Origin of the sequence: Streptomyces sp. JHA26 (assembly GCF_002005565.1) — a bacterium.
Lineage (GTDB): Bacteria > Actinomycetota > Actinomycetes > Streptomycetales > Streptomycetaceae > Streptomyces.
The window spans coordinates 17,878-43,645 of sequence record NZ_BDJC01000003.1; the positions used below are offsets into that span (position 1 = coordinate 17,878).

At 72.6% G+C, this 25,768-nt stretch carries 18 protein-coding genes; 5 read left to right on the forward strand and 13 right to left on the reverse strand.

Annotation, left to right across the window (positions count from 1 at the left end):
• The first annotated feature begins 19 nt into the window (after nt 1–19).
• Nucleotides 20–1,618 (forward strand): AMP-binding protein, encoded by a 1,599-nt coding sequence (locus JHAT_RS02490; RefSeq protein ID WP_077796361.1) that lies wholly within the window; start codon nt 20–22, stop codon nt 1,616–1,618.
• 62 nt (nt 1,619–1,680) lie between these two features.
• On the opposite strand, the gene JHAT_RS02495 is transcribed toward JHAT_RS02490, so the two are convergent.
• From JHAT_RS02495 to JHAT_RS02505, 3 genes are all read right to left on the reverse strand, one after another.
• On the reverse strand, nt 1,681–2,367 hold the full coding sequence (locus JHAT_RS02495) for a TetR/AcrR family transcriptional regulator (RefSeq protein WP_077796362.1): 687 nt from the start codon (nt 2,365–2,367) through the stop codon (nt 1,681–1,683).
• 91 nt (nt 2,368–2,458) lie between these two features.
• Entirely contained in the window at nt 2,459–3,631 is a 1,173-nt protein-coding gene (locus JHAT_RS02500; protein WP_077796363.1) for a saccharopine dehydrogenase NADP-binding domain-containing protein, read from the reverse strand.
• Complete coding sequence (locus JHAT_RS02505; RefSeq protein WP_077796364.1) at nt 3,628–4,317, reverse strand: TetR/AcrR family transcriptional regulator; 690 nt, start codon at nt 4,315–4,317, stop codon at nt 3,628–3,630. Before JHAT_RS02505 ends, JHAT_RS02500 begins: the two co-directional genes overlap by 4 nt.
• Before the next feature lie 780 nt (nt 4,318–5,097).
• On the opposite strand from JHAT_RS02505, the gene JHAT_RS02510 reads away from it, so the two are divergent.
• From JHAT_RS02510 to JHAT_RS02525, 4 genes are all read left to right on the forward strand, one after another.
• The gene (locus JHAT_RS02510; RefSeq protein ID WP_077796365.1) at nt 5,098–6,465 is read left to right on the forward strand and encodes a salicylate synthase; all 1,368 of its coding nucleotides are present in this window, start codon (nt 5,098–5,100) and stop codon (nt 6,463–6,465) included.
• 57 nt (nt 6,466–6,522) lie between these two features.
• Nucleotides 6,523–8,466: a BTAD domain-containing putative transcriptional regulator gene (locus JHAT_RS02515; protein WP_077796366.1), complete on the forward strand. Its 1,944-nt coding sequence runs from the start codon at nt 6,523–6,525 to the stop codon at nt 8,464–8,466.
• A 170-nt stretch (nt 8,467–8,636) separates the two neighbouring features.
• Nucleotides 8,637–9,899, forward strand: coding sequence for a cation:proton antiporter (locus JHAT_RS02520; RefSeq protein WP_077796489.1), 1,263 nt, complete (start codon nt 8,637–8,639; stop codon nt 9,897–9,899).
• A gap of 35 nt (nt 9,900–9,934) precedes the next feature.
• Nucleotides 9,935–11,236 (forward strand): AMP-binding protein, encoded by a 1,302-nt coding sequence (locus tag JHAT_RS02525; RefSeq protein WP_077796367.1) that lies wholly within the window; start codon nt 9,935–9,937, stop codon nt 11,234–11,236.
• A gap of 145 nt (nt 11,237–11,381) precedes the next feature.
• Here JHAT_RS02525 and JHAT_RS02530 read toward each other — a convergent pair whose 3' ends face one another.
• The 10 genes from JHAT_RS02530 to JHAT_RS02575 form a co-directional block, all read right to left on the reverse strand.
• Nucleotides 11,382–13,118: a thiamine pyrophosphate-binding protein gene (locus JHAT_RS02530; RefSeq protein ID WP_077796368.1), complete on the reverse strand. Its 1,737-nt coding sequence runs from the start codon at nt 13,116–13,118 to the stop codon at nt 11,382–11,384.
• Nucleotides 13,115–14,482: a (3,5-dihydroxyphenyl)acetyl-CoA 1,2-dioxygenase DpgC gene (gene dpgC, locus JHAT_RS02535; RefSeq protein WP_253195379.1), complete on the reverse strand. Its 1,368-nt coding sequence runs from the start codon at nt 14,480–14,482 to the stop codon at nt 13,115–13,117. The genes JHAT_RS02530 and dpgC overlap by 4 nt, the downstream gene beginning before the upstream one ends.
• A 26-nt stretch (nt 14,483–14,508) precedes the next feature.
• A complete protein-coding gene (dpgB, locus tag JHAT_RS02540) occupies nt 14,509–15,213 on the reverse strand; it encodes an enoyl-CoA-hydratase DpgB (RefSeq protein WP_077796369.1) in 705 nt (234 codons plus the stop codon).
• A gap of 115 nt (nt 15,214–15,328) precedes the next feature.
• Nucleotides 15,329–16,414, reverse strand: coding sequence for a 3,5-dihydroxyphenylacetyl-CoA synthase DpgA (gene dpgA, locus JHAT_RS02545; protein ID WP_077796370.1), 1,086 nt, complete (start codon nt 16,412–16,414; stop codon nt 15,329–15,331).
• Between the two features lie 128 nt (nt 16,415–16,542).
• The gene (locus JHAT_RS02550; protein WP_171990707.1) at nt 16,543–19,329 is read right to left on the reverse strand and encodes a LuxR family transcriptional regulator; all 2,787 of its coding nucleotides are present in this window, start codon (nt 19,327–19,329) and stop codon (nt 16,543–16,545) included.
• Between the two features lie 233 nt (nt 19,330–19,562).
• Nucleotides 19,563–21,074: an MFS transporter gene (locus tag JHAT_RS02555; RefSeq protein ID WP_077796372.1), complete on the reverse strand. Its 1,512-nt coding sequence runs from the start codon at nt 21,072–21,074 to the stop codon at nt 19,563–19,565.
• Between the two features lie 81 nt (nt 21,075–21,155).
• Nucleotides 21,156–21,815, reverse strand: coding sequence for an isochorismatase family protein (locus JHAT_RS02560; RefSeq protein WP_077796373.1), 660 nt, complete (start codon nt 21,813–21,815; stop codon nt 21,156–21,158).
• Nucleotides 21,816–21,841: 26 nt separating this feature from the next.
• Nucleotides 21,842–22,369 carry a flavin reductase family protein gene (locus JHAT_RS02565; RefSeq protein WP_077796374.1) on the reverse strand — a complete coding sequence of 176 codons (528 nt, stop codon included), beginning with the start codon at nt 22,367–22,369 and terminating at the stop codon, nt 21,842–21,844.
• A 157-nt stretch (nt 22,370–22,526) separates the two neighbouring features.
• Nucleotides 22,527–24,212: an NAD(P)/FAD-dependent oxidoreductase gene (locus tag JHAT_RS02570; RefSeq protein WP_077796375.1), complete on the reverse strand. Its 1,686-nt coding sequence runs from the start codon at nt 24,210–24,212 to the stop codon at nt 22,527–22,529.
• 36 nt (nt 24,213–24,248) lie between these two features.
• On the reverse strand, nt 24,249–25,526 hold the full coding sequence (locus JHAT_RS02575) for an NAD(P)/FAD-dependent oxidoreductase (RefSeq protein WP_077796376.1): 1,278 nt from the start codon (nt 25,524–25,526) through the stop codon (nt 24,249–24,251).
• Nucleotides 25,527–25,768: the final 242 nt, after the last annotated feature.

Sequence of the window (25,768 nt, forward strand, 5' to 3'; positions counted from 1 at the left end):
ACGGACAGAGAGGATCCCCATGCTGGAGGGCTGCGTGCCTTGGCCTGAACCGGTGGCCCGCGCGTACAGGGAGCAGGGGTACTGGAACACGGACGTCCTCGGTACCTGGACCGCGCCCGCACCGCAACGGCGGTCCGGAACCGCGCTGGTGACGGCGGCCGGCGACGTCACCCACGAGGAGCTCGACCGGGCGGCCGACCGCATGGCCGCGGGCCTGCTGCACGCGGGCCTGGCGCCCGGCGACCGGGTCGTCGTCCAACTCCCCAACGACGTGGACCTCGTGGTGCTGAGCCTGGCACTCTTCCGGACCGGCATCCTGCCGGTGTACGCCCTGCCCGCACACCGCTCGACCGAGATCACCCACCTCGTGACGACGTCCGGGGCCGTCGCCTACGTCTGCCCCGAACGCGTCCTCGACTGCGACTTCCGGCTCGTCGCCCGGGAGGTGCTCGACCGCGCGGAGAGCCTGCGGCACGTGTTCGTGGCCGGTGACCCGGGCCCGTACACCACCCTGTCCTCCCTCGACGCCGATCCCGTCGCCCTGCCCGCGCCGGATCCCGAGGACGTCGCCCTGTTCCTCCTGTCCGGCGGCACCTCCGGACCGCCGAAGCTGATACCGCGGACGCACGCGGACTACGCGTACCAACTGCGGGAGACGGCGCGGCTGTGCGGAGTCGGGCCGGACAGCGTCTACCTCGCGGCGCTGCCCGTGGAGCACAACTTCGCGCTCGGCTGCCCCGGCGTCCTGGGCACGCTCCGCGCCGGAGGAACGGCCGTGCTCGCCCCGGCGCCCACCGCGGACGTGTGCTTCCCGCTCATCGAACGGGCCGGAGTGACGATCACCTCGCTGGTGCCCCCGCTGGTGCCGCTGTGGCTCGACGCGGCCGAGTGGACGGAGTGCGACCTGTCCTCCCTGCGCACCGTCCAGGTGGGCGGTGCCCGGCTCGCCCCGGAGACGGCCCGGCAGGTGCCGAAGGCCCTCGGCTGCACCCTCCAGCAGGTGTACGGGATGGCGGAGGGACTGCTCAACTACACACGGCTCGACGACCCCGAGGACGTGATCGTCCACACGCAGGGGCGACCGCTGTCCCCGGCCGACGAGGTGCGGGTGGTCCGGGAGGACGGGACCGAGGCCGGACCGGGGGAGACGGGCGAGCTGTTCACCCGCGGGCCCTACACCCTGCGTGGGTACTACCGCGCGGGGGAACGCAACCTCACCCGGTTCACCGAGGAGGGCTTCTACCGCACGGGCGACCTGGTGCGCCGCACCGCGGAGGGCGACTTCGAGGTCGTCGGCAGGACCAACGACGTCGTGAACCGGGGCGGGGAGAAGGTGCCGACGCTGGAGGTGGAGGAACACCTGCTCGCCACCCTCCCGCTGCTGGGAGCCGCCGTCCTCGCCCTGCCCGACCCCCTGATGGGGGAGCGGACCTGCGCCTGCGTCGTCCCCAGGGACAGTGCGCACCCGCCGACCCTGCGGGAGGTGCAGGCCGCGTTCAAGAGCCGGGGAGTCGCCGCCTACAAGGTGCCGGACCAGCTGGTGGTCCTGGAACGGCTGCCGGTGACCGGCGTCGGCAAGGTCGACAAGCGGGCCCTTCGCGCACGCCTGGAGACCTGAGGGAACCGTGGCCGCAGGCCCGGATCACCGGCCGTGCCACGGCCGGTGATCCGGGCCTGCGGTCATGTCGCCTTCCGGGCCCCGCCCGTCCGGGACAGCAGTCCGTCGATGATGGCCACCAGGCCCTCGCGGTGGGTGTCCCGGGTGGTGATCTCGTCCCACCGGTCGGCGAGCGAGGCGAGCCGGGGGAACTCCTCCGGCGCCAGGGCGGCGAACGCCTTGTCCCGGTGCGGCGGCCGTTCCAGCCCCGCGTGGCGCCGCTCGCGGTTCACCCGGATGGTGAGCTCGCCCGCCGTGTAGTACCAGATGACGCGGTAGGCGTAGACGGCCTCCTCCGGGCTGAGTCCGCACCGGACGCAGGCGTCGATCATGTTCTCCACGATCCACAGCGCGGACACGGCCATCAGGTCGTCGGAGGCGAGGATCTCCACGATCCACGGGCACTCGGCGAGGATGTCGTGCAGCGCCTGGCTCGCCGCGATCAGCCGTTCACGCGGGTCGGCGGGCAGCGGGGGGCGCGGGAACCGCTGGGCGTGGCGTTCGAGCAGCAGGAGCAGCAACTCGTCCTTGTCACGCACGTAGTGGTAGAGCGCCATCGCCGTGCTCGACAGCTCCTGCGCCAGTCGGCGCATCGACAGGTTCTCCGGCCCTTCCTCGTCCAGGAGGCGCTGGGCCGCCGTGAGGATGGCCTCCTGGGACAGGCGGGGTGGACGGCCGGTCCGGCCGGTGCGTCGGGTCTGAGACGTCATCCCTGGTCTTCCTGTTGTTCGTGCCGGGGCGGAACGGGGCGTCGGCCACGGCCCGGCCCGCGTACGCGGCCGCCCGGCCGCGCCGCCGGCCTCATCCGGGGTGCCGGGCGGCCAGCGGCGCCGTCGTCGTGCCCGGCTCGCCGGTCGGGACCTCCGTCGTCCGCGCCGTCGCCCGCGGGAGGTGGCGCACGATCCAGTCGGCGGTGTCCCTGGGAGGCAGCGTAGCCGCCATGACGTGGACACCGGAGGGGACCCGGCCCTTCGTGACCTCGTGCGCCGTGACCGAGGCGATCACCCCCGCCAGTCCGGTCACGTCGGTGCAGTGCAGGAGCGCGCTCCTGCGGACGGGGGTGCCGTCGGCCGTCAGCCCCTCGAGTGTGCCGTACAGGACCTGGTAAGGGGAGCTTCCGGCGGCGTCCCGCAGGCTCTCCCTGGCCAGTTCCCGGGCGGCGGCCATGAGCTTCCCGCCGTCGCCCGCCGCGGGACCGCGCAGGGCGAACCGGTCCAGGAAGGCGGGCACACCGGGGCCCTTCAGCACCTCGTGCCAGCTGGCCTCCTCGAGCCGCAGGAGGTAGGCCTGCTGCCGGAGTTCCTCGGGGAGGACCCGGCGGACGGCGACGGCGTGGGCCGGCGGTGCCGCCGGCGGAGCGAGCGCCTGGGGCACCGGAAGGACCGCCTCGTCCAGCGGGCCTTCGCCGTCACGCGTACCGCAGTCCTGCGGGCGCCCGTCGTCGGGGTCGACCGCCCGGCGCTTGCCGAGCAGGCAGGAGACCGCCGTGTGGGGCGGGATGGCGCCGAGACCGCCCCACCAGCCGCTGAAGCGGGTCGCGGAGTCGAGCCCGTCGGCCAGCCAGCGCGGCACCCAGCCGGCCAGGGTGCCCGAGAGGCCCGTGAAGAGCACCGCCGAGCACGGCCCCGCCGGAGTGCGCGAGCCGCCGTCGTCCGTCATGCCCACGTAGTGGACGCCGGCCGCGAGGGTCGCGGCGCGGACCCGGCCGCGGAGCGAGAACGCGGTCCCGGAACAGTCGAGCACGGTGGCGCAGCCGCGGGTGAAGTGCATCAGGCTCTGGCTGTCGCGGGCGTCGACCACCGCGGCCTCCGCGCGGTCCCCGAGCGTCCGGGTGGACCGCCAGGCCCGGTCGGCGGAGCGTCCGCCGATCCGCAGCCGGTATCCGCCCTGGGCGGCGAGGAAGCGGGCCGCGGCCGCGCCGACGCGCCCGTACCCGCCCAGGATCCCGATCAGGGGTGCCGTGTCGTTGCTCATGCGTGTTCTCCGGGGTGTGTCGGACGCCCGACGAGCAGTCCCTCGACGATGTCCTCCAGGGCCTCCCGGTGGGAGTCCCGCGCGGTGAGCGAGGGCCAGTGGTCGGCGAGCGAGGTCAGACGGGGGAAGGTGTCGGGCGACAGGGTGGCGAAGACCTGTTCGCGCCGAGTGGGGCGGGTCAGTTCGGCGTGGTGCCGGCGACTGGTCGTGCGGATCAGCAGGACGCCGACCGTGAAGTGCCAGATGGCCTGATGCGCCTGGGCCGCCTCTTCCAGGGTGAGACCGCACTCGACGGCCGCGTCGAGGAGTGCCTCCATGACCCACAGCGCGGACACGGCCAGGAGGTCGGGGGAGGCCAGGATCTCGTTCAGGAAGGGGTACTGGGCGAGGGTGTCGTGGAGCAGCTGGGCCGCCGCGAGGAGTCTCTCGCGCGGGTCCTCGGGCAGGACCGGCCGGGCACGGCCCTGGGAGCGGGAGGCGACCAGCAGGAGCAGCAGCTCGTGCCGGTCGCGCACGTGGTGGTAGAGGGCCATCGGCGTGATGGACAGCTCCTTGGCGAGCCGTCGCATCGACAGCCGCTGGGGCCCCTCGCTGTCGAGGATGTGCAGGGCGGCCCTGACGATCGTCTCCTGCGAGAGGGGTGCGGACCGGCGTGCGCCGCCTCCGCGCCTGTTCCGGGGTTTCATCCCTGCTTCTCCCATCCGAGTCATGGAGCCGCCCGTTCCGCGCTCCGACCACCGGCCGGATCACTGCGTTGTGCTGGGCTCCTCGGGGCGGGGGTGACAACGACGAGAGTCCGGGCTAGAGTTATTGTACGCGTAAGACTTACAAGTATAAAAACCTTGGGAGGACCAGTGGGGGAGTCGAGGCGGAACCAGGAGCCGGGCCGGCCCGTGGTGACGCCGGCCCGGAGGGCGGGGGGTCCGGCTCCCGGATGAGACGGACTCCGCCGGGCGCCGCCGTGCGGCGCGACGGACGGAGTCCGGGCGGCCCGGCCGATCCCCCGTGCAAAAGCGCCGGGCCGCCCCGTATTGGCCGTCGTGAAGGCAATTGAATTCGGCCAGGGCCCAGTCGTGGAAAAGGCTTTCCAGGTCAATTCAAGGCAAAGTCTCGATGGTGCAACGAAATGCTGTTGGTGGGAGGGGGGGTCGTTGGTAGAGTCCACCCCGGTTCGGCCGCTCTTGGGGTTCATGGGAGCCGCAGGAGTATTCAGCCACCCGGGGGAACAGTGTGTTTCGGGGGGATGGCTTCCTGTCGGAGGAAGGCTTCACAGGTGTGTTCGAGCAGGCCCACGTGCCACTCGGACCTGCACTGATGGACAGTTCATCGCGTGCGGTGCCATCCTGTGACCACTTTCCCGTGACGCGGAGTCGATATTCTCCGGAATTCTCCTGTGGGGGAACGGCCGAGTGTTTTTCGCCCTGGTAGTGATCAATCTCGGTCGTAAGCTCCAAGGAGGAATAACCGTGGTTCTCCCGTACCAGGAAAAAACCGTTCGCACGAGTGTCGAGCCGCTGGTCGCGGCGACTGCTCTCGCCGCGTCAGGCCTGTTCTCGACGTATGTCGTCTACGAAGCCGCGGACGGATGGTCGGTGGCCGGCGGAACAGCGGCCGAGGTCGTACTGAAACCGGACACCGTCCGATGTACGAAGGACGGCACCACCGTCGAGCGTCCCTGGCGGGGTGACCCGTTGGCCCGGGTCCGGGAATTCCTCGACGGACTGGACCTGGCCGGATGGCGAGCGTACGGCTGGAGCGCCTTCGAGCTCGCCTACGCCGTCGCCGGCCGTCCGGTCGACAACGACGTCCTGCTCCATCTCGTGGTCCCGCGAACGGAGACGCGCCTGTCCGGGAACCACGCCGTCGTGCGCGGCCTGGACCCGCAGGAGACGGCCCTCGTCGAGAAGACCCTGGCCGGCCTGGAGCCGGTGGCGGACACCCCGGGCCGACCGGTCCACGTGGACATCGAGGCCGGTGCCGACGCCTACCGCGACTCCGTGAGCACCGTCGTGGAGCGCATACGCGCCGGTGACCTGCAGAAGGCCGTGGTCTCCCGCATCGTCCCCGTCACCTCCGACATCGACTTCCCGGCGAGCTACCTCGCCGGCCGCCGCGCCAACACCCCGGCCCGCTCCTACCTGTTGAACATGGGAGGCGTCCAGGCGCTGGGCTTCAGCCCGGAGACCGTCGTGGAGGTCGGGGCCGACGGCACCGTCTCCAGCCAGCCGCTGGCCGGCACCAGGGCCCTGACCGGCGACGCCGACGAGGACCGGCGGCTGCGCGAGAACCTCCTCGCGGACCCGAAGGAACTCCACGAGCACGCCATCTCGGTGAAGGTCGCCGTGGACGAACTCACCGGCCCCTGCAAACCGGAGACGGTGGTCGTCCAGGAGTACATGGTGATCAAGGAGCGGGGCTCCGTGCAGCACCTGGCCTCCAGGGTCGTGGGCCGGATGCCGCGGCAGGCCAGCCCCTGGGACGCCTTCGCCGCCGTCTTCCCCGCCGTCACCGCCTCGGGCGTGCCCAAGCACCCCGCGTACGACGTCATCTCGGCCGTCGAACCGCGCGAGCGCGGCCTCTACGCGGGCACGGTGATGACACTGGCCCAGGACGGCTCCATGGACGCCGCGCTCGCCCTGCGCAGCGTCTTCCGCAGCAACGGCGAGACCTGGCTGCAGGCCGGCGCCGGCATCGTCGGACAGTCCGTGCCCGAGCGGGAACTGGAGGAGACCAGGGAGAAGCTGAGGTGTGTGGCCGGCTGTCTGGTGGCGCCCGGGAGCGAGCGCGGAGCACAGGCGCCGGACGCCGCCCCCGAGAAGCGTCCGTACGTCTGAATCACTGGCAGAAACGGTTCGGTGACCGTGACCACGATCCCAGGAGGAGACAGGGCAATGCCGATGACGGGGGAGCCCTTGAAAGTGCAGCTGCTCGGACCGGTCCGTGCCTGGCGGCACGGGAGGGAAGTCGTCCTCGGACCGCCCAAGCAGCGGGCCGTGTTCGCGTTGCTCGCCGGCCGGGCGAACGACGTCGTGAGTGTGGATCACATCATCGACGCGGTGTGGGGCGGGGACATCCCGCAGACGGCGGCCAACGGCGTCCACACCTACGTGGCGGGACTGCGCCGGATCCTCGAACCGGAGCGCAGCAAACGGGAGAGCGGTGACCTGCTGATCTCGACCGCCGGCGGGTACGCCCTGCAGACCGACCCCGAGGCGGTCGACGCCGCGCTGTTCGCCCGCCGCCACGCCCAGGCGCGGCGCGCACGCGCGGAGGGCAGGCTCCAGGAGGCGCTGGACACCGCCGAATCCGCCCTGTCGCTGTGGCACGGGGAGGCGCACTCCGGCGTTCCCGGACCGTTCGCGGCGCTGGAACGGACGAGGCTCCAGGACCTCCGGCTCACGGCCGTCGAGGAGTGGGCCGCCGACATGCTGGCGGCGGACCGCCCCGTCGAGGCGGTCACCGTGCTGCTCGGCGCCGTGGCCGAGGAACCGCTGCGCGAGAAGCTGCGCTGGCTGCTGATGACGGCGCTGTACCGCTGCGGACGCCAGGCGCACGCCCTGGAGGTCTACACCGAGACCCGGCGGCTGCTGCGGCACGAGCTCGGCATCGATCCCAGCGCCGAACTGCGCACGCTGCACCAGCAGATCCTGACCGGCGGCCCGGCCACCTCGGGCGGGACCGCCCGCACGAGCACCGCCACCGTGGACGACCGGGCGTCCGCCCCCGAGCCGGCCATGACCCGCATGGTGCTCACCGAGACGCCCAGGCCCGCCCAACTACCCCCGGTGGCACGGGGATTCGTCGGACGGACCCGGGAGCTGGCGCAACTGGCCCGGCTGCTCACCGAGAACGACAGGTGGGGGGCCTCCACCCCCATCGTCGTCATCGACGGCCCGGCCGGAGTGGGCAAGAGCGCCTTCACGCTCGAACTGGCCCACCGGCTGTCGAAGCACTTCCCGGACGGGCAGCTCTACGTCGACCTGCGCGGCACGAGCATGGAGGGCCGTTCGCTGAGCGCCTCGGAGGCCCTCCTCCAAGTGCTGCGCAGCCTCGGGGTGGACGACGCCCGCATCCCCGTGGACGCGGCGAGCCGCGCGACGCTGTACCGGAGCCTGCTGCATGGCAAGCGCGTCCTCGTCATGCTCGACGACGTGCTCAGCGCCGACCAGCTGCGGCCGCTGATCCCGGGCGGCTCCTCCTGCGTGCTCAGCACCGGCCGGCAGCGCCTGGGCGGCCTCGCCGTCCGCGACGGCGCGCACCTGCTGCGGCTCGACCCGCTCGGCACCCAGGACGCCCTGGTACTGCTCCGCTGTCTCAGCGGGGACCGGCTGCGACGTCAGGAGGCCGTGGCCAGGCGGCTGGTGGGGCTCTCCGGCGGACGGCCCCTGGCCCTGCGCATGATGGCCGAGACGCTGGCCGCCAACCCGGACGTGCCCCTGACGGCACTGGTCGAGCACTTCGCCGAGGAACACGGCCGGCTCGACCGGCTGGCGTCCGGAGGCGACGCCTCGACCAGCCTGCACGCTCTGTTCGAGACGTCGTACCAGGCACTGCCCGCCGAAGCGGCGCGGACGTTCCGGCTCCTCGGGCTCTTCAGCGACGAGCTGATCACCGTGTCGGCCACGGCCGAACTGACCGGCACCACCGAGCCGGAGGCGGCCGGCACGCTGAGGCTGCTCGCGCGCCGCCACCTGCTCGTCGAGACCGGCCGGGGCGCGTACCGGTTCCACGAGCTGATGCGGCTCTACGCGGCCGAGTGCGCCGAGCGGGAGCCGCTGACCCACCGCAGCGCCGCCGTCGCGCGTCTGCTGCAGGCGACCGCCTCGGTCGCCTGAGGGCCGCCCGCCGGCCCCCGCCGACCTCCGCGGCCGTGTGCCCCGTGACGCCCCCCCCGGGCCACGGGGCACACGCGTGCCCGGGGGCCGGCGACGGGGCTCCGGCGAGGCGCCGCGGGCGTTAGAGACCGTTCAGAGCATCTGTAGGCCGCTGGAGCAGAGTGGTCGCCATGGACGGTAACCAGGTGGCACTGCTCCTCTTCGACCTCGCGTTCATCCTCGTCCTGGCCCAGGGACTCGGGCACCTCGCCACTCGGATCGGACAACCGCCCGTGGTGGGCGAGATCCTCGCCGGTGTGCTCCTCGGACCGACCCTCCTCGACGGGGCGGTCGCCGACACCCTGTTCCCGCACGGGATACGGCCGCTGCTGAGCGCGATGGCCGACGTCGGCGTCACCTTGTTCATGTTCGGAGTGGGACTGGAGATCGAACGCCGTGCGCTGCGCGGCCGGGGGCGGATGGCCGCGGCCGTCAGCCTCGGATCGACGGCGGTGCCGTTCGCCCTCGGCACCGGACTCGGCTTCCTCCTGCTGCGGAACCACGAGACCGACCAGAAGGCCGCGTTCGTCGTCTTCATGGGCCTGGCCGTGTCCGTGACGGCCTTCCCCGTACTGGCGAGGATCCTCTCCGACCGACGGCTCGCCACCACCACGCTCGGCGGCATCGCGCTGGCCTCCGCGGCCCTCGTGGACATCGTCGCCTGGGTCGCCCTGGCCGGGGTGCAGGCCGCGGTCGGAGACGGAGGCGCCCACTGGCGGTTGGTCCTCGTGATCCCGTTCGTCCTGGTGCTCGTCCTGGTCGTACGCCCCTGGCTGCGCCGCCGCACGCTCCCGGGCGACGGCCACGGGCCCGTGGCGTCCTGGTGGTACGCGCTGGTGCTGATCGGCGCCCTGCTCTGCGGCGCGGCGACCGAGGCCATGGGCATGCACTACATCTTCGGTGCCTTCCTCTTCGGCCTGGTCATGCCGAGCGAGGGCGCGGACCGGCTGCGCGCCGACCTCATGCAGCGCACCCGCACCGTGACCTCCGTACTCCTTCCCGTCTACTTCGTCGTCGCCGGACTCAAGGTGGACCTCGGGGGGTTCGGCTGGGCGCAGTCCGCCGAACTGGCCGCCGTCCTGCTGGTCGCCATGCTCGGCAAGTTCGGCGGGACGTACCTGGGCGCCCGCAGCACGGGGCTGCCCGCCAGGGCCGCCACGGCGCTCGCCGCGCTGATGAACACCCGCGGCCTCACCGAGCTGGTCATCCTCGGCGTCGGCCTCCAGGCCGGGCTGCTCGACGGCGGGCTGTACTCCCTGCTGGTCGTCATGGCCCTGGTAACCACGGCGATGACCGGTCCCGTGCTGACCCGGACCTACGCGAAGCCCGTGATCGTGCCGGAGACCACGCCCGAGCCGTCCGACCGCTCCCCCTCCGTCACCCCCGCCGCGTAGCGGCGACGGGACAAGGACCAGAAGGAGACGCAGACATGCTCTCGGCCGAACTCCGGGAACCAGCCGGCCCCGGCACCCGCCGCCGGGGCCACCCGGCCGGGGCGGACCGGACGCTCGACGGACTCTTCACCCGGGCCGCCCGGCGCCACCCGCGGGCCGTCGCGGTACGCGAGGGGCCGTACACCCTCTCGTACGGCAAGGCCGACCTCCTCGCCGCCCGGCTCGCCACGGCGCTGCTGAGCGCCGAGGTGCAGCTGGGGGACCCGGTCGTCGTGCACTGCGCCGGCCACCGGCAGGCGCTCGTGGCCCACCTGGCGGTCATGAAGGCGGGCGGGGTCTGCGTCCCCGTGCCCCGCGACCTGCCCGCCGGACAGACCCGCCGGATCGCCGTCGTCAGCGGCGCCGACACGGTGCTGTGCGGCCGCGCGACCCGGGAGGCGTGGGAGCACGACCGCTGCCGGCAGCGGTTCGTCCTGGACGACCCCGAGCTGTGGAAGCGGCTCGGGGCGCGCCCCGTCGACCGGGCGCTGCCGCGCTCCGCACCCGCCGAGCCCGCCTACCTGCTGGCGGCCGAGGAGGGCGGGGCGTGGAACTCGGGACATCTCGTGGACCACAGGGCGTGGCTCCTGGCGATGGCCGCCAGGTCCGCGCAGATCCGCCCCACCGACCGGACGGTCGTCGTCGCCGAACACCCCACCGGGCCGGCCACCCTGTCCGCGATGTGGTGGACCTTCGGCTCGGCCGGCACCCTGCACGCGCGGCCGGGCGGCCCCGTCGCGGGCCTCGACGGGGCCGTCGTGGTGTACGACTCGCAGGAGTACGCGCGGGTGCTCGACGACCTGGCGCAAGAACCCCGCCCGCCGCGGCCCCGGCAGGTCCTCCTCGTGGGAGCCCCGTGCACGCCCGAACTGGTGGCCCGGCACGTCGACGTCCTGCCCACCACGGCCCTGCGCGCCGAGTTCGCGCCCGGCGGGAGCGTGCTGCCGTGGGCGGTGAGCACGTACCCGGCGGGACAGGACGCGCTCTGCGGCGACAGCCCGGTGATCGGGGCGGCCCCCGGTGTGCGGCTGAGCGTGCGCGACGCCCTGGGGGAGGACCTCCGCACCGGGCAGGCGGGGGAGGTGTGCGCCCGGGGGCGGACCCTGCCCTTCGACGTCATCGGTGACAGCCCCGTCCCCGGCCGCGGGGGAGCCCTCCTGCGTTCCGGCTTCGCCGGACGGCGGAGCCCGGACGGGGGCGTCGTGCTCACGGGCCTCGGCGGCGCGGGCACCCGTCGGGACCGCGCGGGCGAGGAGGGCGACGAGGCCGCAGTCCGACGGGCCGCGGCCTCCGCGTGATGCGGGTCGGCTCGCCGGTCCGGACCGTGATCCACATCGACGACGGCGTCGCCGGCCGGGACGGTGCTCAGCACCGTCCCGGCCGGCGACGCCGCAGCTTCTTTCTGACGTTCCGGTGGTTTTCCCCCACGCGTCCGCGCACCGGTCAGACGCCGCCGGCGTGGCTCGTGACGGGGACGTCGATGAGGACGGGCTCCGTTCCCGCGGCGGCGCGCGCCACGGCCTCGGCGAGGTGGTCCGTCGAGCGGGCCCGTACCGCGGTGATGCCGAAGAACTCGGCGACACGGGTGAAGTCGAGTTCCGGCGGTGCGAGATCCAGGCCGTCGGGACCGCCCGGCGTTCCGCCCCCGAGGCCCAGCAGGTCCGTGGCGGGCGTCAGGTCGAGCCGGGGCGGCGTGAGTTCCAGGCCGCCGGCGCCGCGGCGGGCGGCCCGGCTCCGTCGACGCCGGGCGGCCGTCTCCTTCAGGGTGCGGTACTCGCCGTTGTTCATCACCACGAAGGTGACCGGGACGCGGTAGTGAGCGGCGCTCCACAGCCCCTGGAGCCCGAAGAGGGTGCAGCCGTCGCCGAGCACGGCGACCACCGGGCGGCTGGGATCCCCCATCCGGGAGCCGATCGCCGCACCGATGCCGGAGCCGAGTCCGCCGCCCACCGTGTGGACGTAGGAACGGGGACGCTCCAGCGGCAGGACGCTGCGCAGCAGCAGCCCGCTGGTGATCGCCTCCTCCACCACGACGGAGTCCGCCGGGAGCCCCGAGACGACGGCGTGCACGGCGGCCAGCGGGTCCATCGGGGCGTCGCCGTACCCCGCCAGCGCGCGCTCGCGCACCCGCGCCCGGGCGGCCTCGTGCACCGGGCCGATCGCCCGGATGCGCGACGGCGCCTGCGGCACCTTCCCGGTGAGCTGCGAGGCGAGCGCCGCGAGCGTGGCCCGGATCCCGCCGACCAGACCGAGCGCGACGGGGAAGGTCCGCCCCGGTTCGCCCGGGTCGCTGTCGAGCTGGATGACGTCGGTGCCGGCCGGGATCGGCGAACCGGGTTCGTAGTGGTGCGCCATGAACGCCCGGGTGCCGGCGATGAGCACCACGTCGTGGCCCTCGAGAGCGGCCCGGATCGCCGAGTGGCGGGCGTCGAGCATGCCCGCGTGGAGCGGGTGCGCGGTGGGGAAGTCCACGCCGTCGTGCATCGGCTGGTGGAAGACGGCCGCCCCGGTCGCCTCGGCGAGTGCCACCAGCTCGGCCACGGCGCCGTCGCGTCCCACCCCGTCGCCGGCGACGATCCCCGGTCGCTTCGCGACGGCGAGCCGTTCGGCGGCCTCCGGCCATCCGGCGGCGGGACCGAGGCCGCCGAGCCGGGACCTCGGCGCGGGCGGGGCGACCGGCGTCTCCTCCTCCAGCAGATCCATCGGGATCGAGAGGAAGACCGGGCCCGCGGGCGGCTGGACGGCCAGCGCGAAGGCCCGGCGGAGCATGGCCGTGAGGTCATGGGCGTGCTGGACGTCGAAGGTGTGCTTGACCGCCGCCCGGGCGATCCCCACCAGGTCACCGGAGAGCATGGGGTCCTGCGCCAGGTGGCGGCGGTCCTGCTGTCCCGCGGTCACCACCAGCGGCGTACGCGACCGGCCGGCGTTGAGGAGCCCGACCATGCCGTTGGCGAGCCCGGCGGCGATGTGCAGGCTGACGAAGGCGGGGCGGCCGGTGGCCCGGGCGTACCCGTCGGCCATCGCGACCACGGAGGCCTCCTGGACCCCCAGGACGTACTGGAGGTCGGGAGCCGCCGTGACCGCCTCGACGAAGGGGAGTTCCGTCGTGCCCGGGTTGCCGAAGACCCGGGTCACGCCTTCGTCGCGCAGCACCTCCAGCATCGCGTCGACGGGCTTCACGAGCCGCTCCCCGTCCGCCGCTCCGGGGACGTGCCGGCGCTGAACCGGTCCACCTTGTCGATGACGTCGGCGCTGTACAGCCGTAGCGCCTGTTCCAGCGCGAACTCGGCGGCGTAGGCGCGGAGGTGGTCCATCGGCTCCTCGGCGACGTTGATCATGTGCCGGTTCGGGACCACGGCCGGGCTCGCCAGGCGGGCGACCGCCGCCTCGATGCTCGCGTCCATCAGCCTGGGGTCGACCACCTCGTCGCAGACGGCCCCCGCCTCCGGCTCGCGCGCCCAGAGCTTGCGGCCGGAGAGGATGACCTGCCGCGACAGCCGCCCGCCCGCGAGCGCGGTCAGCCTGAGGTTGGCCATGCCCGGCACGATGCCCTCCTGGGCCGCCGGAAGGCTGAAGTAGGAGTCGGCGGCGGCGACGACGTGATCGACGGCGAACAGCATCTGCATGCCGCCGCCGATCGCGAAGCTGTCGACCGCGGCCACCCACGGCTTCTCCACCAGGGGCCGCGGCCATGCGTCGTCGACCCGGACGCCGCGGATCAGCTTGTGGAGGTGGCCGAGTTCGCGGCGGAGCAGGAAGTCCACGAACGAGATCCGGCCCTGGTGCAGGTCGACCAGGTTGATCCCGGCGCAGAAGACCCGGCGGCCCTGGTAGCGCGGGTGGGTCATCTTCCCGCCGCGCAACACCCCCACCTCGACGCGGTCGTCGAGCAGGGCGAGGTCGACGGCCGTCTCCAGGTCGTCCACGAGCTGGTTGTCCTCGGCGTTGAGGAAACGGCCGTTGCAGAGGGTGATGTGGGCCGCCCGGTCGACGCGTTCCAGCCGTACGGTGCCCAGGTCGAGGCTCCCCGTCCGGTCGAACTCGCCCAGCAGCGAGCGGGCGCGCCGGGTGGGCCGCAGCAGGGCGTGCATCAGATGAGGGCCGGCCTGCGGCGACCGCAGCACCCAGTGGAAGAAGATGCCCTGGTCGATCTCCCGTCCGTCCTTGTCGGCCTGCGTGGCGCACGCGCGTTCCGCCGCCATCTGCGCCTCGGTCGGGGTGAGGCCGGGAAAGGCCTCGGACGCGGCCGTCACCAGTTCGGACAGCGAGCGCTGCTCCCGCAGGCCCCCGGTCAGCTCGTGGTAGACCCGCTCGGCGTGCAGTTCCAGGAACGCGCTGCGCACCCGCCGCTGGTCGTCGATGACCTCGGCGGCGAGCTGCTGCTGGCCGGGATTCCGCCCGGGCTTGGCCGGGAGTTCCGCGAGCAGCTTCTCGGCCTCGGCCGTGTACGTCATCAGGGCGTTGGCGTCGGCCAGCAGGGAGCCGCTGAGGACCGGTGTCCGCGCGGACCACCGCGCCGGGCCCGCCACGGGACGCGCCGTCATGTTCCCCGCTCCTTCCGTGCCGCTCATCACGCGTTGCCCCGGACGCCCGCGAACTCGCCCCTGGTCCGGCGCAACGTCCGGTCGCAGGCGGCGAGATGCTTGCCCAGCGCCTCCTCGAAGGCGGTCACACCGGCCTCGTTGACGAGCTGCCGGCGGATCGCGAGCTCGGCGGGATCCAGCCGGGCGAAGCGTTCGGCCAGTCGTGCGGCGACGGCGGCCGGGTTCTTGGCGGTCTGGTCGATCAGTCCGACGGCCAGTGCCCGCCGCTCGGAGAGCTCGGCGCCGAACAGGACGAGCCGGCGGGCGTGGAGGCCGCCGAGCTGGCTGGTGAGGCGGTGCAGGGCCATGCCCGCCCAGACGCCGTCGTTGGTCACCGGAACGGCGATGCGCAGCCCGGGCGCGCCGATCCGGTGGTCGGCGGTGAGGAGCACGTCGAGGGCGGGACCGCTGCAGACGCCCTCGACGGTCACGATCTTGGCGAACCGGCCCTGTTCGAGTCGCCGCAGGGCCTTCTCCCAGCGGCTCACCACGTCGATGCCGACGTCGCCGGGCCAGTTCTCCGCCGGGCCCGTGCCGTGCAGCCGGATCACCGCGCTCGTCGTGCCCCCCGCGTCCTCCAGACGGTCGCAGAGCGCGTTGACGTCGGCGACCAGCAGGGGGCACAGCGGGCGCGTGCTGTCGATGTCGAGGGTGTGGGGGGCCGGGGCCGGGGCGAGGTTCGATGAAGACATGTCTGTGTCCTGATCGTCGGTGTGGGAAAGGCAGGGAAGGGCCGGGAAGGACCGGGAAGGGCCGAGGGCGGGAGAACCCGACAGGGGTCGTGGAGGAGGAGCGGCGCGGGGCCGTTCAGTAGCGGACGAGCGCCGTCTCGAGCGTCGAACCGGGGCCCATCGTCATGAGGACGCCGTAGTCGCCGGGGCGTGTCAGGCCCTCCCGCAGCTGCTGCTCGTACGAGAACAGGAAGGAGCCGCTGGAGAGGTTGCCGTAGTCGCGCAGCACGTCGGTCGTGTGCCGCACGTCGTGCCGGGTGAGACCGAGGTTGACCGACACCGAGTCGATGACCTTCTTGCCCCCGGAGTGCACCAGCCAGTGCGCGATCTGGCTGCGCCGCAGTCCGGTCCCGCCGAGCAGGGCCGAGACGACCTCCTCGGCGTGCGCGCCCACCACGTAGGGCACGTCGCGGTCCAGGTAGAAGCTGAACTTGCCCTGCTCCTCGTCCCAGTCGTAGCGCATGGCGTCGACGGCGTCGGGAACGATGCGGCTGGCGTACTTCAGCACCTGCGGGCCGGGCATCTCCGGGGCGTGCGAGACGGCGATCGCCGCGGAACCGTCACCGAAGAGGCTGTTGACGACGGAGGTGCGCATCGTGCCGTCGAAGACGTACGCGGCCGAGCACACCTCGACGCACACCATCATGGCGATCCTCCCCGGGTTGGCCGAGGCCCAGCCGGTGGTCGCGTTGAGGGCGTTGAGACCGGCGTTGCAGCCCATGCCGACGATGTCGAGACGGCCGCAGTCGGTGGGGATGCCCAGTTCCCGGATGAGCAGGGCGCTGAAACCGGGCGTCAGCAGACCGGTCGAGGTCACGCAGACCAGGTAGCCGATGTCGCTGACCGCGGCTCCGATCTGCTTCAGGCAGGACTGCAGCGCACGGGCGCCCATGTCGACGCCCCGGGCCTTGTGCTTGGCGAGCAGTTCGCCCTGCGTCTCTCCCCGCGGCCGGCCGTCGTCACCGTACGGCGGAACGGTCAGGAAACGCCGCTCTATCGCGCTGTTGAGGAAGACGGAACGAATCCGCCGGTCCTGGATCCCGTACATGTCCAGGAGATCCTGCTGGGAATAGGAGGAATCCGGGGTAGCGGTTCCGACACCCAGAACGGTCGGGCCGTTCCGCGTCGCAGCCCAGGGGGTCGTGTCTTCACCGAGGATCATTATCGTGCCCCTCGCTCGTGTCGGTGGAAAGGCCTTCGATGCTCTGTGAAAGAGTCACGGAAGAAGCCTAGTCGAGCAATTCGAAGCTGCGAACACCCCTCTTTGTGTGAAGGCAGTCACCGCGCCCTCTAGGGGGAATAGGGGGCCGAATCGGAAAAGGCTTCGGCGAATAAGGGGTCGGGTCCCGGAGTGGTTTTCGGCGCCTCCAGGAATATCGGGAGATCGGTGCGGTTCCGCACCCGGAGCTTCCGGTAGACCTGCGTGAGGTGCTGTTCGACCGTGCTGACGGTGATGCACAGCCGCTGCGCTATCTGCCGGTTGCTGTGGCCCTGTGCGGCCAGCGTCCCGACCCGCCGCTCGGCCGCGCTGAGGTCCGCCGCGCGGTCGCCGCCGAGGCGAGGGCCCCCGGGGACGGACCCGGCCGGCGCCGTCCCCGCCAGACCCGGCTGCAGGGACCGGGCGAGGCGCTCCGCGTGGCACTCCCGGGCCGCCCGCCACGCGCGGCGCAGGGCCGGCCTGGCCCGCCGTGGATCGCCGGTGGCGGTGTAGGCGCTGCCGAGGTCGGCGAGGATGTGGGCGAACTCGACCCGGTCACCGGCCGCCTGCGACGCCTCCGCGGCGTCGGTGAGCAGCGGCGGCCGCTCGTGCGGCTCCAGTGTCGCCGCGAGGTGCCGCAGTGCCCGGCCGAGGGTGCGCCCGTCGTCGGCGGGCAGGCCGTCGAGCTGTTCCTCCAGGAGCGACCGCGCCTCGTCCCGGCGGTCGAGGCGCACCAGGGCCTGGGCGGCGTCGATCCGCCACGGCACCTGGCGGGGGCCGTCGGCCCGCCAGTCACGCAGGAGCCGGCCGCAGGTCCTGAAGTCGCTCAGCGCCGCGTAGGGCCGGCCGACCGCCAGGTGGTACTGCCCGCGCGCCCGTAGGTACCGGAGGCCGAACGGCGTCTCGAGCAGCGCGGCCGGCACCGGCATGTTCAGGTGTGCGGCGGCGTCCTCCAGGCGCCCGGTCTCCACCGCGGTGGTGAGCAGACAGGCGAGCGGCGCACCGACCAGCACACCCCAATGCGCCCTGGAGCTCTCGTCCAGCGCCGCGGACGCGAGCTCGCCCGCGGCCCGCAGGTCGCCCTGGAGCAGTGCCGCGTCGGCGCGCGCCGCCGTGAACAGGCCCTGCCAGTCCGGGCCGTCCTGACCCGCCGCGTCCGCGAGCATCGGCAGGCACCACGGTGCCACCGTCGCCAGGCGCTCGGGCCCGGCCAGCGCGAGGAGGCCCAGGGAGATCCTGGACAGCGGTTCGTCGGTGCGCAGGCCCTGCCACAGGTGATCGCCCGGCACCGCCGCATCGCCCCGTACGGCCGTGAGCACGGTGTCGACGAGGGAGGCGCCCGCGCGGGGGTCGACGGGCGGGGAGGCCGGGGCGCCGGTGCCCGCGCGGCGGCGCCGGGCGGGATAGCAGAGCTCCAAACAGGCGTGCACCGCACCGAGCTCCGCGGCCTGCGGCCCGGTCGCCGTCGCGGTGAGCCGGTCGAGCGTCGTGCTCGCTTCGTCCACCCGGCCGTGCCACAGGAGGTACTCGAGCACGGCCAGGGACTGGCGCCCCGTCAGCAGACCGCGGTGCACCGCGTCCGAGAGCGGGCCGAGGTGGCGCACGGTGCGAGCGGGTTCGACACGCCACTCGGCCTCGGCGAGCACCGCACGGCTCACGGCGCGCTGCTGCTCGTCGTCGGCGAGGGAGTGGGCCAGTTCGAGGCAGTCCAGGGCGAAGTCGACCTGGCCGCCGGCGGTCGCGCTGGCGGCGGACTCGCGCAGCACGGCCGGCGCCCATGGTTCGCGGGTCTCCCCGGCGGCGATGAGCTGATGGGCGATCGAGGTGGAACGGCCGCCCTCGGCGTGCAGCATCGCGGCGGCCCGCCGGTGCCACGCGATGCGCCCGGGTGCCCCGAAGTCCCTGAGGACGGCTTCCTGGGCGGCCCGGTGCCGGTAGCGGCCCCGGTGCAGCAGACCCGCCGCGTCGAGCAGCTCGACGAGCGCGCGGGCCTCGATCGTGCCGACCTCGGCGAGCCGGGCGATGAACTCCGTACGGTGCGTCTCCCCGACCACGGCCACGGCCCGGGCCACGGCGAGGGCGTCCGGTTCGAGACGGTGCAGACAGCTCACGACGCGTTCGGCGAAGCGGTCGCCCACCACCAGACCGGTGGGCGGCTCCGTCCGCGCCGACCGGGTGGACGCCTCCCAGTCCTCGGCCAGCGCCCTGACGAGCAGGGGGTTGCCGCCGGTGACGGCGAAGGCACTGGCGGCGAGACTGTGCGCCACGTGCGCGTCCAGATCGTGGGCGAGCAGTGCCGCGACGCCGTCGCAGGTGAGCGGGGCGAGCCGGATCTGTGTGCAGTACGGATGGCGGGACAGCTCGGCGACCAGGTCCGCCTGCCGGGAGCCGGAGCGGTCCTGGTCGCTGAGGACCAGCATGATGCGCGACCGGCGCAGCCGCCGGGCGAGGAAGAGCAGGCACTGCAGCGAATCGGTGTCCGCGTGGCAGACGTCGTCGACCCCGATGAGCAGCGGCTCCTCGGCACTCATGTCGAGGAAGACGCGTGAGACGCCCTCCAGGACCTCGGGCCCGACCGTGCCGTCCGCACGGACCCCGCCGCCGATGACGGCCTCGGCCCGCTGGGCGTACCCGGCGTCGGCGCCGTGCAGGAGTTGGCTGAGGAGGCCGAGGGGCAGGTGCCGTTCCGTCGGCGAGGCGGCGGCGCCGAGGAAGCGCACCCGGGCACCCGCCACCCGCTCCGCGAAGGTGTGCAGCAGTTCCGTCCTGCCGACCGCCACCGGGCCCCGCAGGACGACGACGCTGCCGGTTCCGTGCAGACAGTTCTCCAACAGGTCGGACAGCTGCGCGAGGTGGGGTTCCCGCTCGACCAGCACCATCCGTGTGCACCTCCTCGTGCCGTGACGGCTCCAGTCTGCGCGGAGCCCTCTGAAGGAGTGCTGGACGTTCTCTCCCCGAGGCCGGTGCGGTGCGCGGAGTGCCGGGTGCGCGGCGTGCGGGAGGCGCGCGGTGGGCGGGAGCGCGCGCGGGGCCGTGCACATGACGGACCGGCCGCGCGGAAGCTGTCCCGCGCGGCCGGTCGGATGGTGGACGAAATCGTGGACCGTGGGCGTCACCCTCGTTCCGCCGGGGTCGCCTCCTCCCTCCGCGTGCCGGGACGCGGCCCGGGCGCGCCGTCCTTGTGGGCCGCCGGGCCCGGCAGGGGGCTCGGGTTCGTTCGGGGCAGGAGGAACACGGCGACGAGGACGGCGAAGACCAGCAGGCCGCTGTTGGACGCGAACACCCTGCCGTACCCCTCGGTGAGCCGCTCGGCCGCGGAGTCCGACGCGGCGGCGTTCGACGTGGCGGCGGCCGCGACCGTGCTCATGGCGGCCAGTCCGATGCTGCCGCCGAGCTGGCGCGCGCTGTTGAGCAGGCCCGACGCCATGCCGGCCTCGTTCGGGGCGACCCCCGCGGTCGCGGCGTTGGCGATCGGGACGAGGAGCGGCCCGATGCCGAAGCTGGTCACCAGGGACGGACCGAGGACGTCGACCGGGAAGGTGCCGGTGGGCCTGATCAGGCTGAACCAGTACATCCCGGCGGCGCCGATGATCCCGCCCACGACGAGCAGCTGCCGGGGCGAGAACCGGGCGAGCAGTTTCACCGCGTACAGCGACCCCACGACGAGGCCGAGGCAGAACGGCAGGAACGCGAGGCCGGCGCTCAGTGCGCCGAACCCGAGGACCTGCTGGAGGTAGAGGGAGACGAAGTAGAAGGAGGTGAAGATCGTGATGGAGACCATCATCATGTAGAGGTTCGCGCCGGCCACCGACCGGTTGGTGAGCACCCGCAGCCGCAGCAGCGGTTCCTTGGCGGCGGTGCCCTCGTAGACGAAGAAGCCGGTCAGCAGGACCGCCGCGACGGCCAGACCGCCGATCGTGCCCGCCGAGCCCCACGACTCGGTCTCGGTCCTGACGAGCGCGAAGACCAGCAGCGACGTGCCCAGGGTGGCCAGGATCGCACCGACCACGTCGAGCTTGCGGGCGGTGTCGCCCGCACCGGCCGCCGCCACGTGACGGCGCGCGAGCCACATGCCGACCAGCGCCATCGGGACGTTCACCAGCATGACCCAGCGCCAGTCGAGGTACTCGGTCAGCAGTCCGCCCACCACGACGCCGACGGCGGCACCGCCGGCCGTGACGGCGCTGTACACGCCGAAGGCCTTCCCGCGCTGCGGCCCGGCCGGGAAGCTCGTCGTCAGGACCGCGAGCGCGGCCGGGGCGATCAGCGCCGCACCCACTCCCTGCACGGCACGCGCGGTGATCAGCTGGCCCGGGCTCTGCGCGAGGCCGCCCAGGAGCGAGGTGATGCCGAAGAGCGCGAGACCGATCAGGAGCAGGGGCCTGCGACCGAACCGGTCGGCGGCCCGTCCGCCCAGGAGCAGCAGTCCGCCGAAGGTGAGTGTGTAGGCGTTGACCACCCAGGACAGTCCCGACTCGTCGAAGCCGAGAGCCGTGCGCATCGAGGGCAGAGCGACGTTCACCACCGAGACGTCGAGCGAGACCATCAGTTGGGCTACGGAGACGGTCCACAGGACGCCCCCGGGGCTTACGGCCCGTTCCTCTCGTGCCGAATTTTTGTACATGTAAAAATAGTAGACCCGCAGGGTGGCCTTGTCGAGCGGGAACGGAGGGCCCCGCACGGACGGCGCCGGGCGGGCGGGACGTCACGCCCCGTAGGTACGGGCGGCGCCCAGCAGCTCCGCCGTGAGCCGCGCGGTGGGTCGCACCGCCGCGCAGCAGCCCGCCGCCCAGGCGAGTGCCGCCCGGTGCTCGTGGGCGCTGAAGTCCGCGACCGCGTCGGCCGCCAGGAAGACCTCGAGGTTGTGGCTGAACGCGTCCACCGCCGTGGTGACGCAGCCCAGGTGCGCGTACACACCGCAGATCACGAGCTGGTCGCGCCCCAGCCGCCGCAGCCGCCGCTCCAGACCGGAACCGAAGAAGGCGCTGTAGCGCCAGGTGGACAGCACGGTGCCGCTGACGTCCGGGGCGAGCTCGCGCGCGATGGCCGCGTCCTCCAGGACGTCGTCGAGGCCCTTGCCCCAGAAGTCCGTGAGCAGTCCCCGCTCGCCCGGCGCCTGGGTGCCGGGCTGCACGGTGTGGACGACCGGCACGCCCAGCCCGCGGCACGTCGCCAGCAGGGCCGAGCAGTTGGCCAGCAGGGCGTCGAGCGGGGACGTGCCGCGGGCGTAGGGCCGCAGGAAGAAGTCCTGCATGGTGAGGACCAGCAGGACGGACCGCTCGGGGTCCACGGTCCAGTCGACCCTGTTCTCGACGTCCAGGTCCGGGCCGGGCATCGGATACGGGTGGATCACGGGGACGTCCATGGTCTGCGCTGCCTCCGTCGCAGTCCTCAGGAGATGAAGTCGTACGACAGGAAGCCGTTCTCCATGTCCTCCGCCCAGGACCCGTACCGGCGCATGCCGTACAGCAGGGGCATCGGCCGGCGCAGCGAGGTGACCAGGGTGGCGCGGGCCATCACCACCGTGTGGTCGCCGACGGCCTGCTCGGCGGTGACCGCGCAGTCGGCGATCGTGTGCGCCGCCTCGACCAGGTGCGGACCGCCGTGCCGGGCCGGTGCCCAGGGCACCCGGTCGAACCGGTCCGCGGCCCCCGAGCCGAACAGCTCGGCGGTGGACCGGGCGTGCTGGTGGAGCAGGTTCACGGACAGCGACCCGCTGTCCAGCACGGCGCCGAGGGTGGGACTGCCGGCGCGCAGGCAGACGAGCAGGGTGGGCGGGTCGAGGGCGACGCTGCACAGGGACGTGCACGTCATCCCCCAGGGGGTGCCGTCCGGGGCCTGCGCCGTCACGACGGAGACGCCCGTGGGGAATCCGGCGAACAGGTGGCGCAGATCGGCTTCGTACCGCTGGTGCGACATGGTTCCTCACTCGCCTCGGTCACGGGGATGCGGACAGGGAGGGCCCGGAGTGCCGGACGGCCTCGTGGGGGAGAGGGGCGTGCCCACGAGGTCGTTCGGCGGGGAGGGGCCGGGGCCGGGAGGCCGGCCCCGGCGGGCCGGATCCGGGCGACCGGGATCAGTAGTCCCGGGAGCCGGTCCCGGCCTCCGCCTCCTTGGCGAGCGCCATGCTCCGGGCGGCGTTGAGCATGCGTGTGCCGATCTCCGGCGGGGCCTGGGTGCGCGACCACTCCTCGGCCGCGTCCATCCGCTCCCGCGTCATGTTGAAGCAGCGGTTCTCCGGCAGCCCGAACTTGTCGGCGTGCGCGATGAAGTCCACTTCCTTGCGGATGTACTCGTGGATGCGCGCGGCGGCGGCGGCCGGCTCGACGGTCCCGGCCTCGACCGCCTCGCACAGCTCGCGGGTGAGCTTGCCCATGCGGACGAAGGTCTCGCTGACCGGGAGGGGGGAACCCGGGTTCCCGGACCGCTCGGCCTCGAGGAAGACGTCGGCGTCACCGGTCTCGCTGAACCGGTAGTAGGCGTCCTCGACCATCATGTTGCCGCTCATCGTCCCGAGCATCCAGGTCCGGTTGACGGCGTTCCACAGCTCGTAGTGACCGAAGCCGACGAACGAGCTGTAGACCAGGTCGTCGTGGAAGTCGAACAGCCCCTGGTGCAGCGCCTCCACGTGGGCGAACCGCTCCTTGGACCAGTCGCCGTCGCGGGAGGCGGCGATGAGCCGCCAGCCCAGTGCGTTGACGAGCTCCAGGGTGTTCGCCAGTCCGCGCGAGTACAGCGCGTCGATGAACCCGGCGGCGTGGGACGTCAGGCAGTAGCGGTCGCCGACGACCGTCTTGGCCGAGTACTGGAGCCGGCCGGTGGAGACCCACGGGCGGACCGCCTTCGCCCCCTCGAACTGCCAGGCGATCTCGGGGAACCGCGCGAGGAAGTCCTGGAACTCCCGCTCCGGGGGCGTGTCGCCCTTCGGGTACTTCCGCGGGTCCAGGGTGAGGCCGACGCTGCACAGCGGGTTGCGGGCCGCGGCGTGGTTGTCGAACGGGATCACCCAGAGCCAGCCGCCGTCGAAGACGTGGTGCAGCGTGCCGTGGTGCCACGGGCTCGGCTGGTCGTGCCGCCGCGCGGTGGGCGAGTCGTCGAACGGCTTCACCCCGATCATGTGCGTGAAGAGGCAGCGCGAGTGGGTCCGGGCCCGCGTGGGCGTCTCGCGCAGCTCGAACTTCTCCGCGAGCGGTGAGCGGAACCCGCTGCCGTCGACCACGTACGAGGCCCGGAACTCCTCGCCGTGCTCCGTGCGCAGGACCGCGCCCTCGTCCGGGTCGACGTCGATCTCGGTGACCCGGGTCGCGAGCCGCGCGTCGGCGCCGTACGTGAGCGCCACGTGGAACAGGTGCGCGTCGACGTCCTGCCGGAACAGGTGGGTCTCGGTGCGCAGGTCGACCGGGACCACCAGCTGGTTGATCTCCTGCGGGTTCTGCGGCTGTCCCTCGCGGTGGTAGACGAAGCCGAAGTTCTGCTTCTGGCCGCAGTTGGGGGAGATCTCCTCGATGGTCCCCTTGTAGTGCGACAGGGCCTTCAGCTCGGGCACGTCGTACCGCTTCGCGATGAGCCGCGCCATGCCCGAGGTGTACGGGATGGTCGACTCGCCCACCGCGAAACGCGGGTGGGTGCCCGCGTCCAGGATGAGGGTCCTCACCCCGTTGCGCGCGAGCACCGCGCCCAGCATGCCCCCGGCCATGCCGCTGCCGAGGATCGCCACGTCGTACCGGTCTGTCGCCGTGGAGGCGGAGTTCTTGCCGTGCACCTGTTCTTCCTTCCCTTTGACGGTCGACCGGTCGGCTCAGTTCCCGGTGGCGGCGGAGGGCCGGGCCTCCGGGACGAGGTCGTCGACGGTGATGTCCAGTGCGAGGTGCTTGCCGCGCAGGCCGGCCAGGAGCGTGACGAAGTCGTTCGCCGGCGTGTTCTTCTCCTCCGGGTCGATGATCGACTGGGCCAGCCTGTGGTAGTCCTCCTTCTTCAGCGAACGGTCGTAGAAGCGCTCCACGAAGGAACGGACCTCGTTGAAGAAGCTCAGGTAGGCGGTGGCGTAGCGCTTGAGCGCCACCTCCTCGATCTCCGGGTACTGGAGGACCTTGTCGACGACCCGGGACAGGATGCTGCCCGCGGTCGTCGCCAGCGCGACACCGGTCGAGATCAGCGGGTCGACGAACGCGGCCGCGTCACCGACGGCGGCCCAGCCCTTCCCGTGGACGGTCTGGTTCGTGTACGACCAGTCCCGGGCACTGCGGAAGCCGGCCGACTGGCGGGCGTCCCGCAGCATGTGCTTGAGCTTCGTGGTCTTCTCGACCTCGTCGCGGAAGAGCTGCTCGAGGCCCTGGTCGCTCTCGCCCGCGACCGTGCTCGGCGTCACGAGACCGACGCTGATCGTCCCCTTGTCGAGCGGGATCCCCCAGAACCAGCCGTTCTCGATGCCCTCGACCAGGATGTTGGTGTACTGGTCGCCGGGCAGCCGCTCGCAGTTGTCGAAGTACGTCCACACGGCGACGTTGCGGAGCTTGTCGTGCCAGTGGATCTCCGAGTACTTGCGGGTGAGGACGCGCGCCTGACCCGAGGCGTCCACCACCATGGCGGACTTGACCTCGTAGGTCTCCTTGCCGCCGCGCACGGTGAAGCGGACGCCCGTGACCCGGTCGTCCTCCTCGACGGGCTCCTTCACCGTGGCGTCCTCGACGACGTACGCCCCCAGCTCCCGCGCCCGGTCCAGGATCACCGAGTCCAGGTCGGCGCGCCGCGTGTGGTAAGCGAACGGGTAGTCGCCGCCGTCGACGAAGGAGAAGTCCCAGGCCGCCTGCTCGTTCCCCCAGACGAACGTCCCGCCGTACTTGCGCTCGAACCCGCGCTGCTCCAGCCGTTCGGTGAGCCCCATTTCCTCCATGGGGGCCATCACCACCGGAATAAGTGATTCACCGACGTGATAACGCGGAAAACGCTCACGGTCGAGAATCAGCACCCGGTGTCCGCGCTTGGCGAGAAGTCCGGCGGTGGTGGCACCGGCCGGCCCGCCCCCGATAACGATGACATCGAATTCGTTGGGTATTCCGGTGAGACTGGACGGCATGCTCGACCTTCCCGATCCGAAACGTGCCACGTCCCGCCGGGCGGGCGTCCGCAGCACTGCGTTGGCTGGACTCAGCAAGGTTCGGACAGGCGGGCTGAATGCCTTCTGCACAGCTTCTGGACGACTCCTTGTGGAATCCGGAACAGGCGCTGGATCAGGGGAGGAAATAGGGGTTGTATTCGCGGCCCCGGACTTTCTAGCGTTGCGCAAGGCGAGCTCGCCGGTCACGGCGGAGACATGAG

Bases quoted from the DNA above. Each gene is read 5' to 3' on its own strand.
- JHAT_RS02495 (WP_077796362.1), bottom strand. From the start codon at position 2,367: ATGACGTCTCAGACCCGACGCACCGGCCGGACCGGCCGTCCACCCCGC.
- JHAT_RS02520 (WP_077796489.1), top strand. From the start codon at position 8,637: ATGGACGGTAACCAGGTGGCACTGCTCCTCTTCGACCTCGCGTTCATC.
- JHAT_RS02560 (WP_077796373.1), bottom strand. From the start codon at position 21,815: ATGGACGTCCCCGTGATCCACCCGTATCCGATGCCCGGCCCGGACCTG.
- dpgA (WP_077796370.1), bottom strand. From the start codon at position 16,414: ATGATCCTCGGTGAAGACACGACCCCCTGGGCTGCGACGCGGAACGGC.
- JHAT_RS02500 (WP_077796363.1), bottom strand. From the start codon at position 3,631: ATGAGCAACGACACGGCACCCCTGATCGGGATCCTGGGCGGGTACGGG.
- JHAT_RS02550 (WP_171990707.1), bottom strand. From the start codon at position 19,329: ATGGTGCTGGTCGAGCGGGAACCCCACCTCGCGCAGCTGTCCGACCTG.
- JHAT_RS02505 (WP_077796364.1), bottom strand. From the start codon at position 4,317: ATGAAACCCCGGAACAGGCGCGGAGGCGGCGCACGCCGGTCCGCACCC.
- dpgB (WP_077796369.1), bottom strand. From the start codon at position 15,213: ATGTCTTCATCGAACCTCGCCCCGGCCCCGGCCCCCCACACCCTCGAC.
- JHAT_RS02525 (WP_077796367.1), top strand. From the start codon at position 9,935: ATGCTCTCGGCCGAACTCCGGGAACCAGCCGGCCCCGGCACCCGCCGC.
- JHAT_RS02575 (WP_077796376.1), bottom strand. From the start codon at position 25,526: ATGCCGTCCAGTCTCACCGGAATACCCAACGAATTCGATGTCATCGTT.
- JHAT_RS02490 (WP_077796361.1), top strand. From the start codon at position 20: ATGCTGGAGGGCTGCGTGCCTTGGCCTGAACCGGTGGCCCGCGCGTAC.
- dpgC (WP_253195379.1), bottom strand. From the start codon at position 14,482: ATGACGGCGCGTCCCGTGGCGGGCCCGGCGCGGTGGTCCGCGCGGACA.
- JHAT_RS02555 (WP_077796372.1), bottom strand. From the start codon at position 21,074: ATGTACAAAAATTCGGCACGAGAGGAACGGGCCGTAAGCCCCGGGGGC.
- JHAT_RS02565 (WP_077796374.1), bottom strand. From the start codon at position 22,369: ATGTCGCACCAGCGGTACGAAGCCGATCTGCGCCACCTGTTCGCCGGA.
- JHAT_RS02515 (WP_077796366.1), top strand. From the start codon at position 6,523: ATGCCGATGACGGGGGAGCCCTTGAAAGTGCAGCTGCTCGGACCGGTC.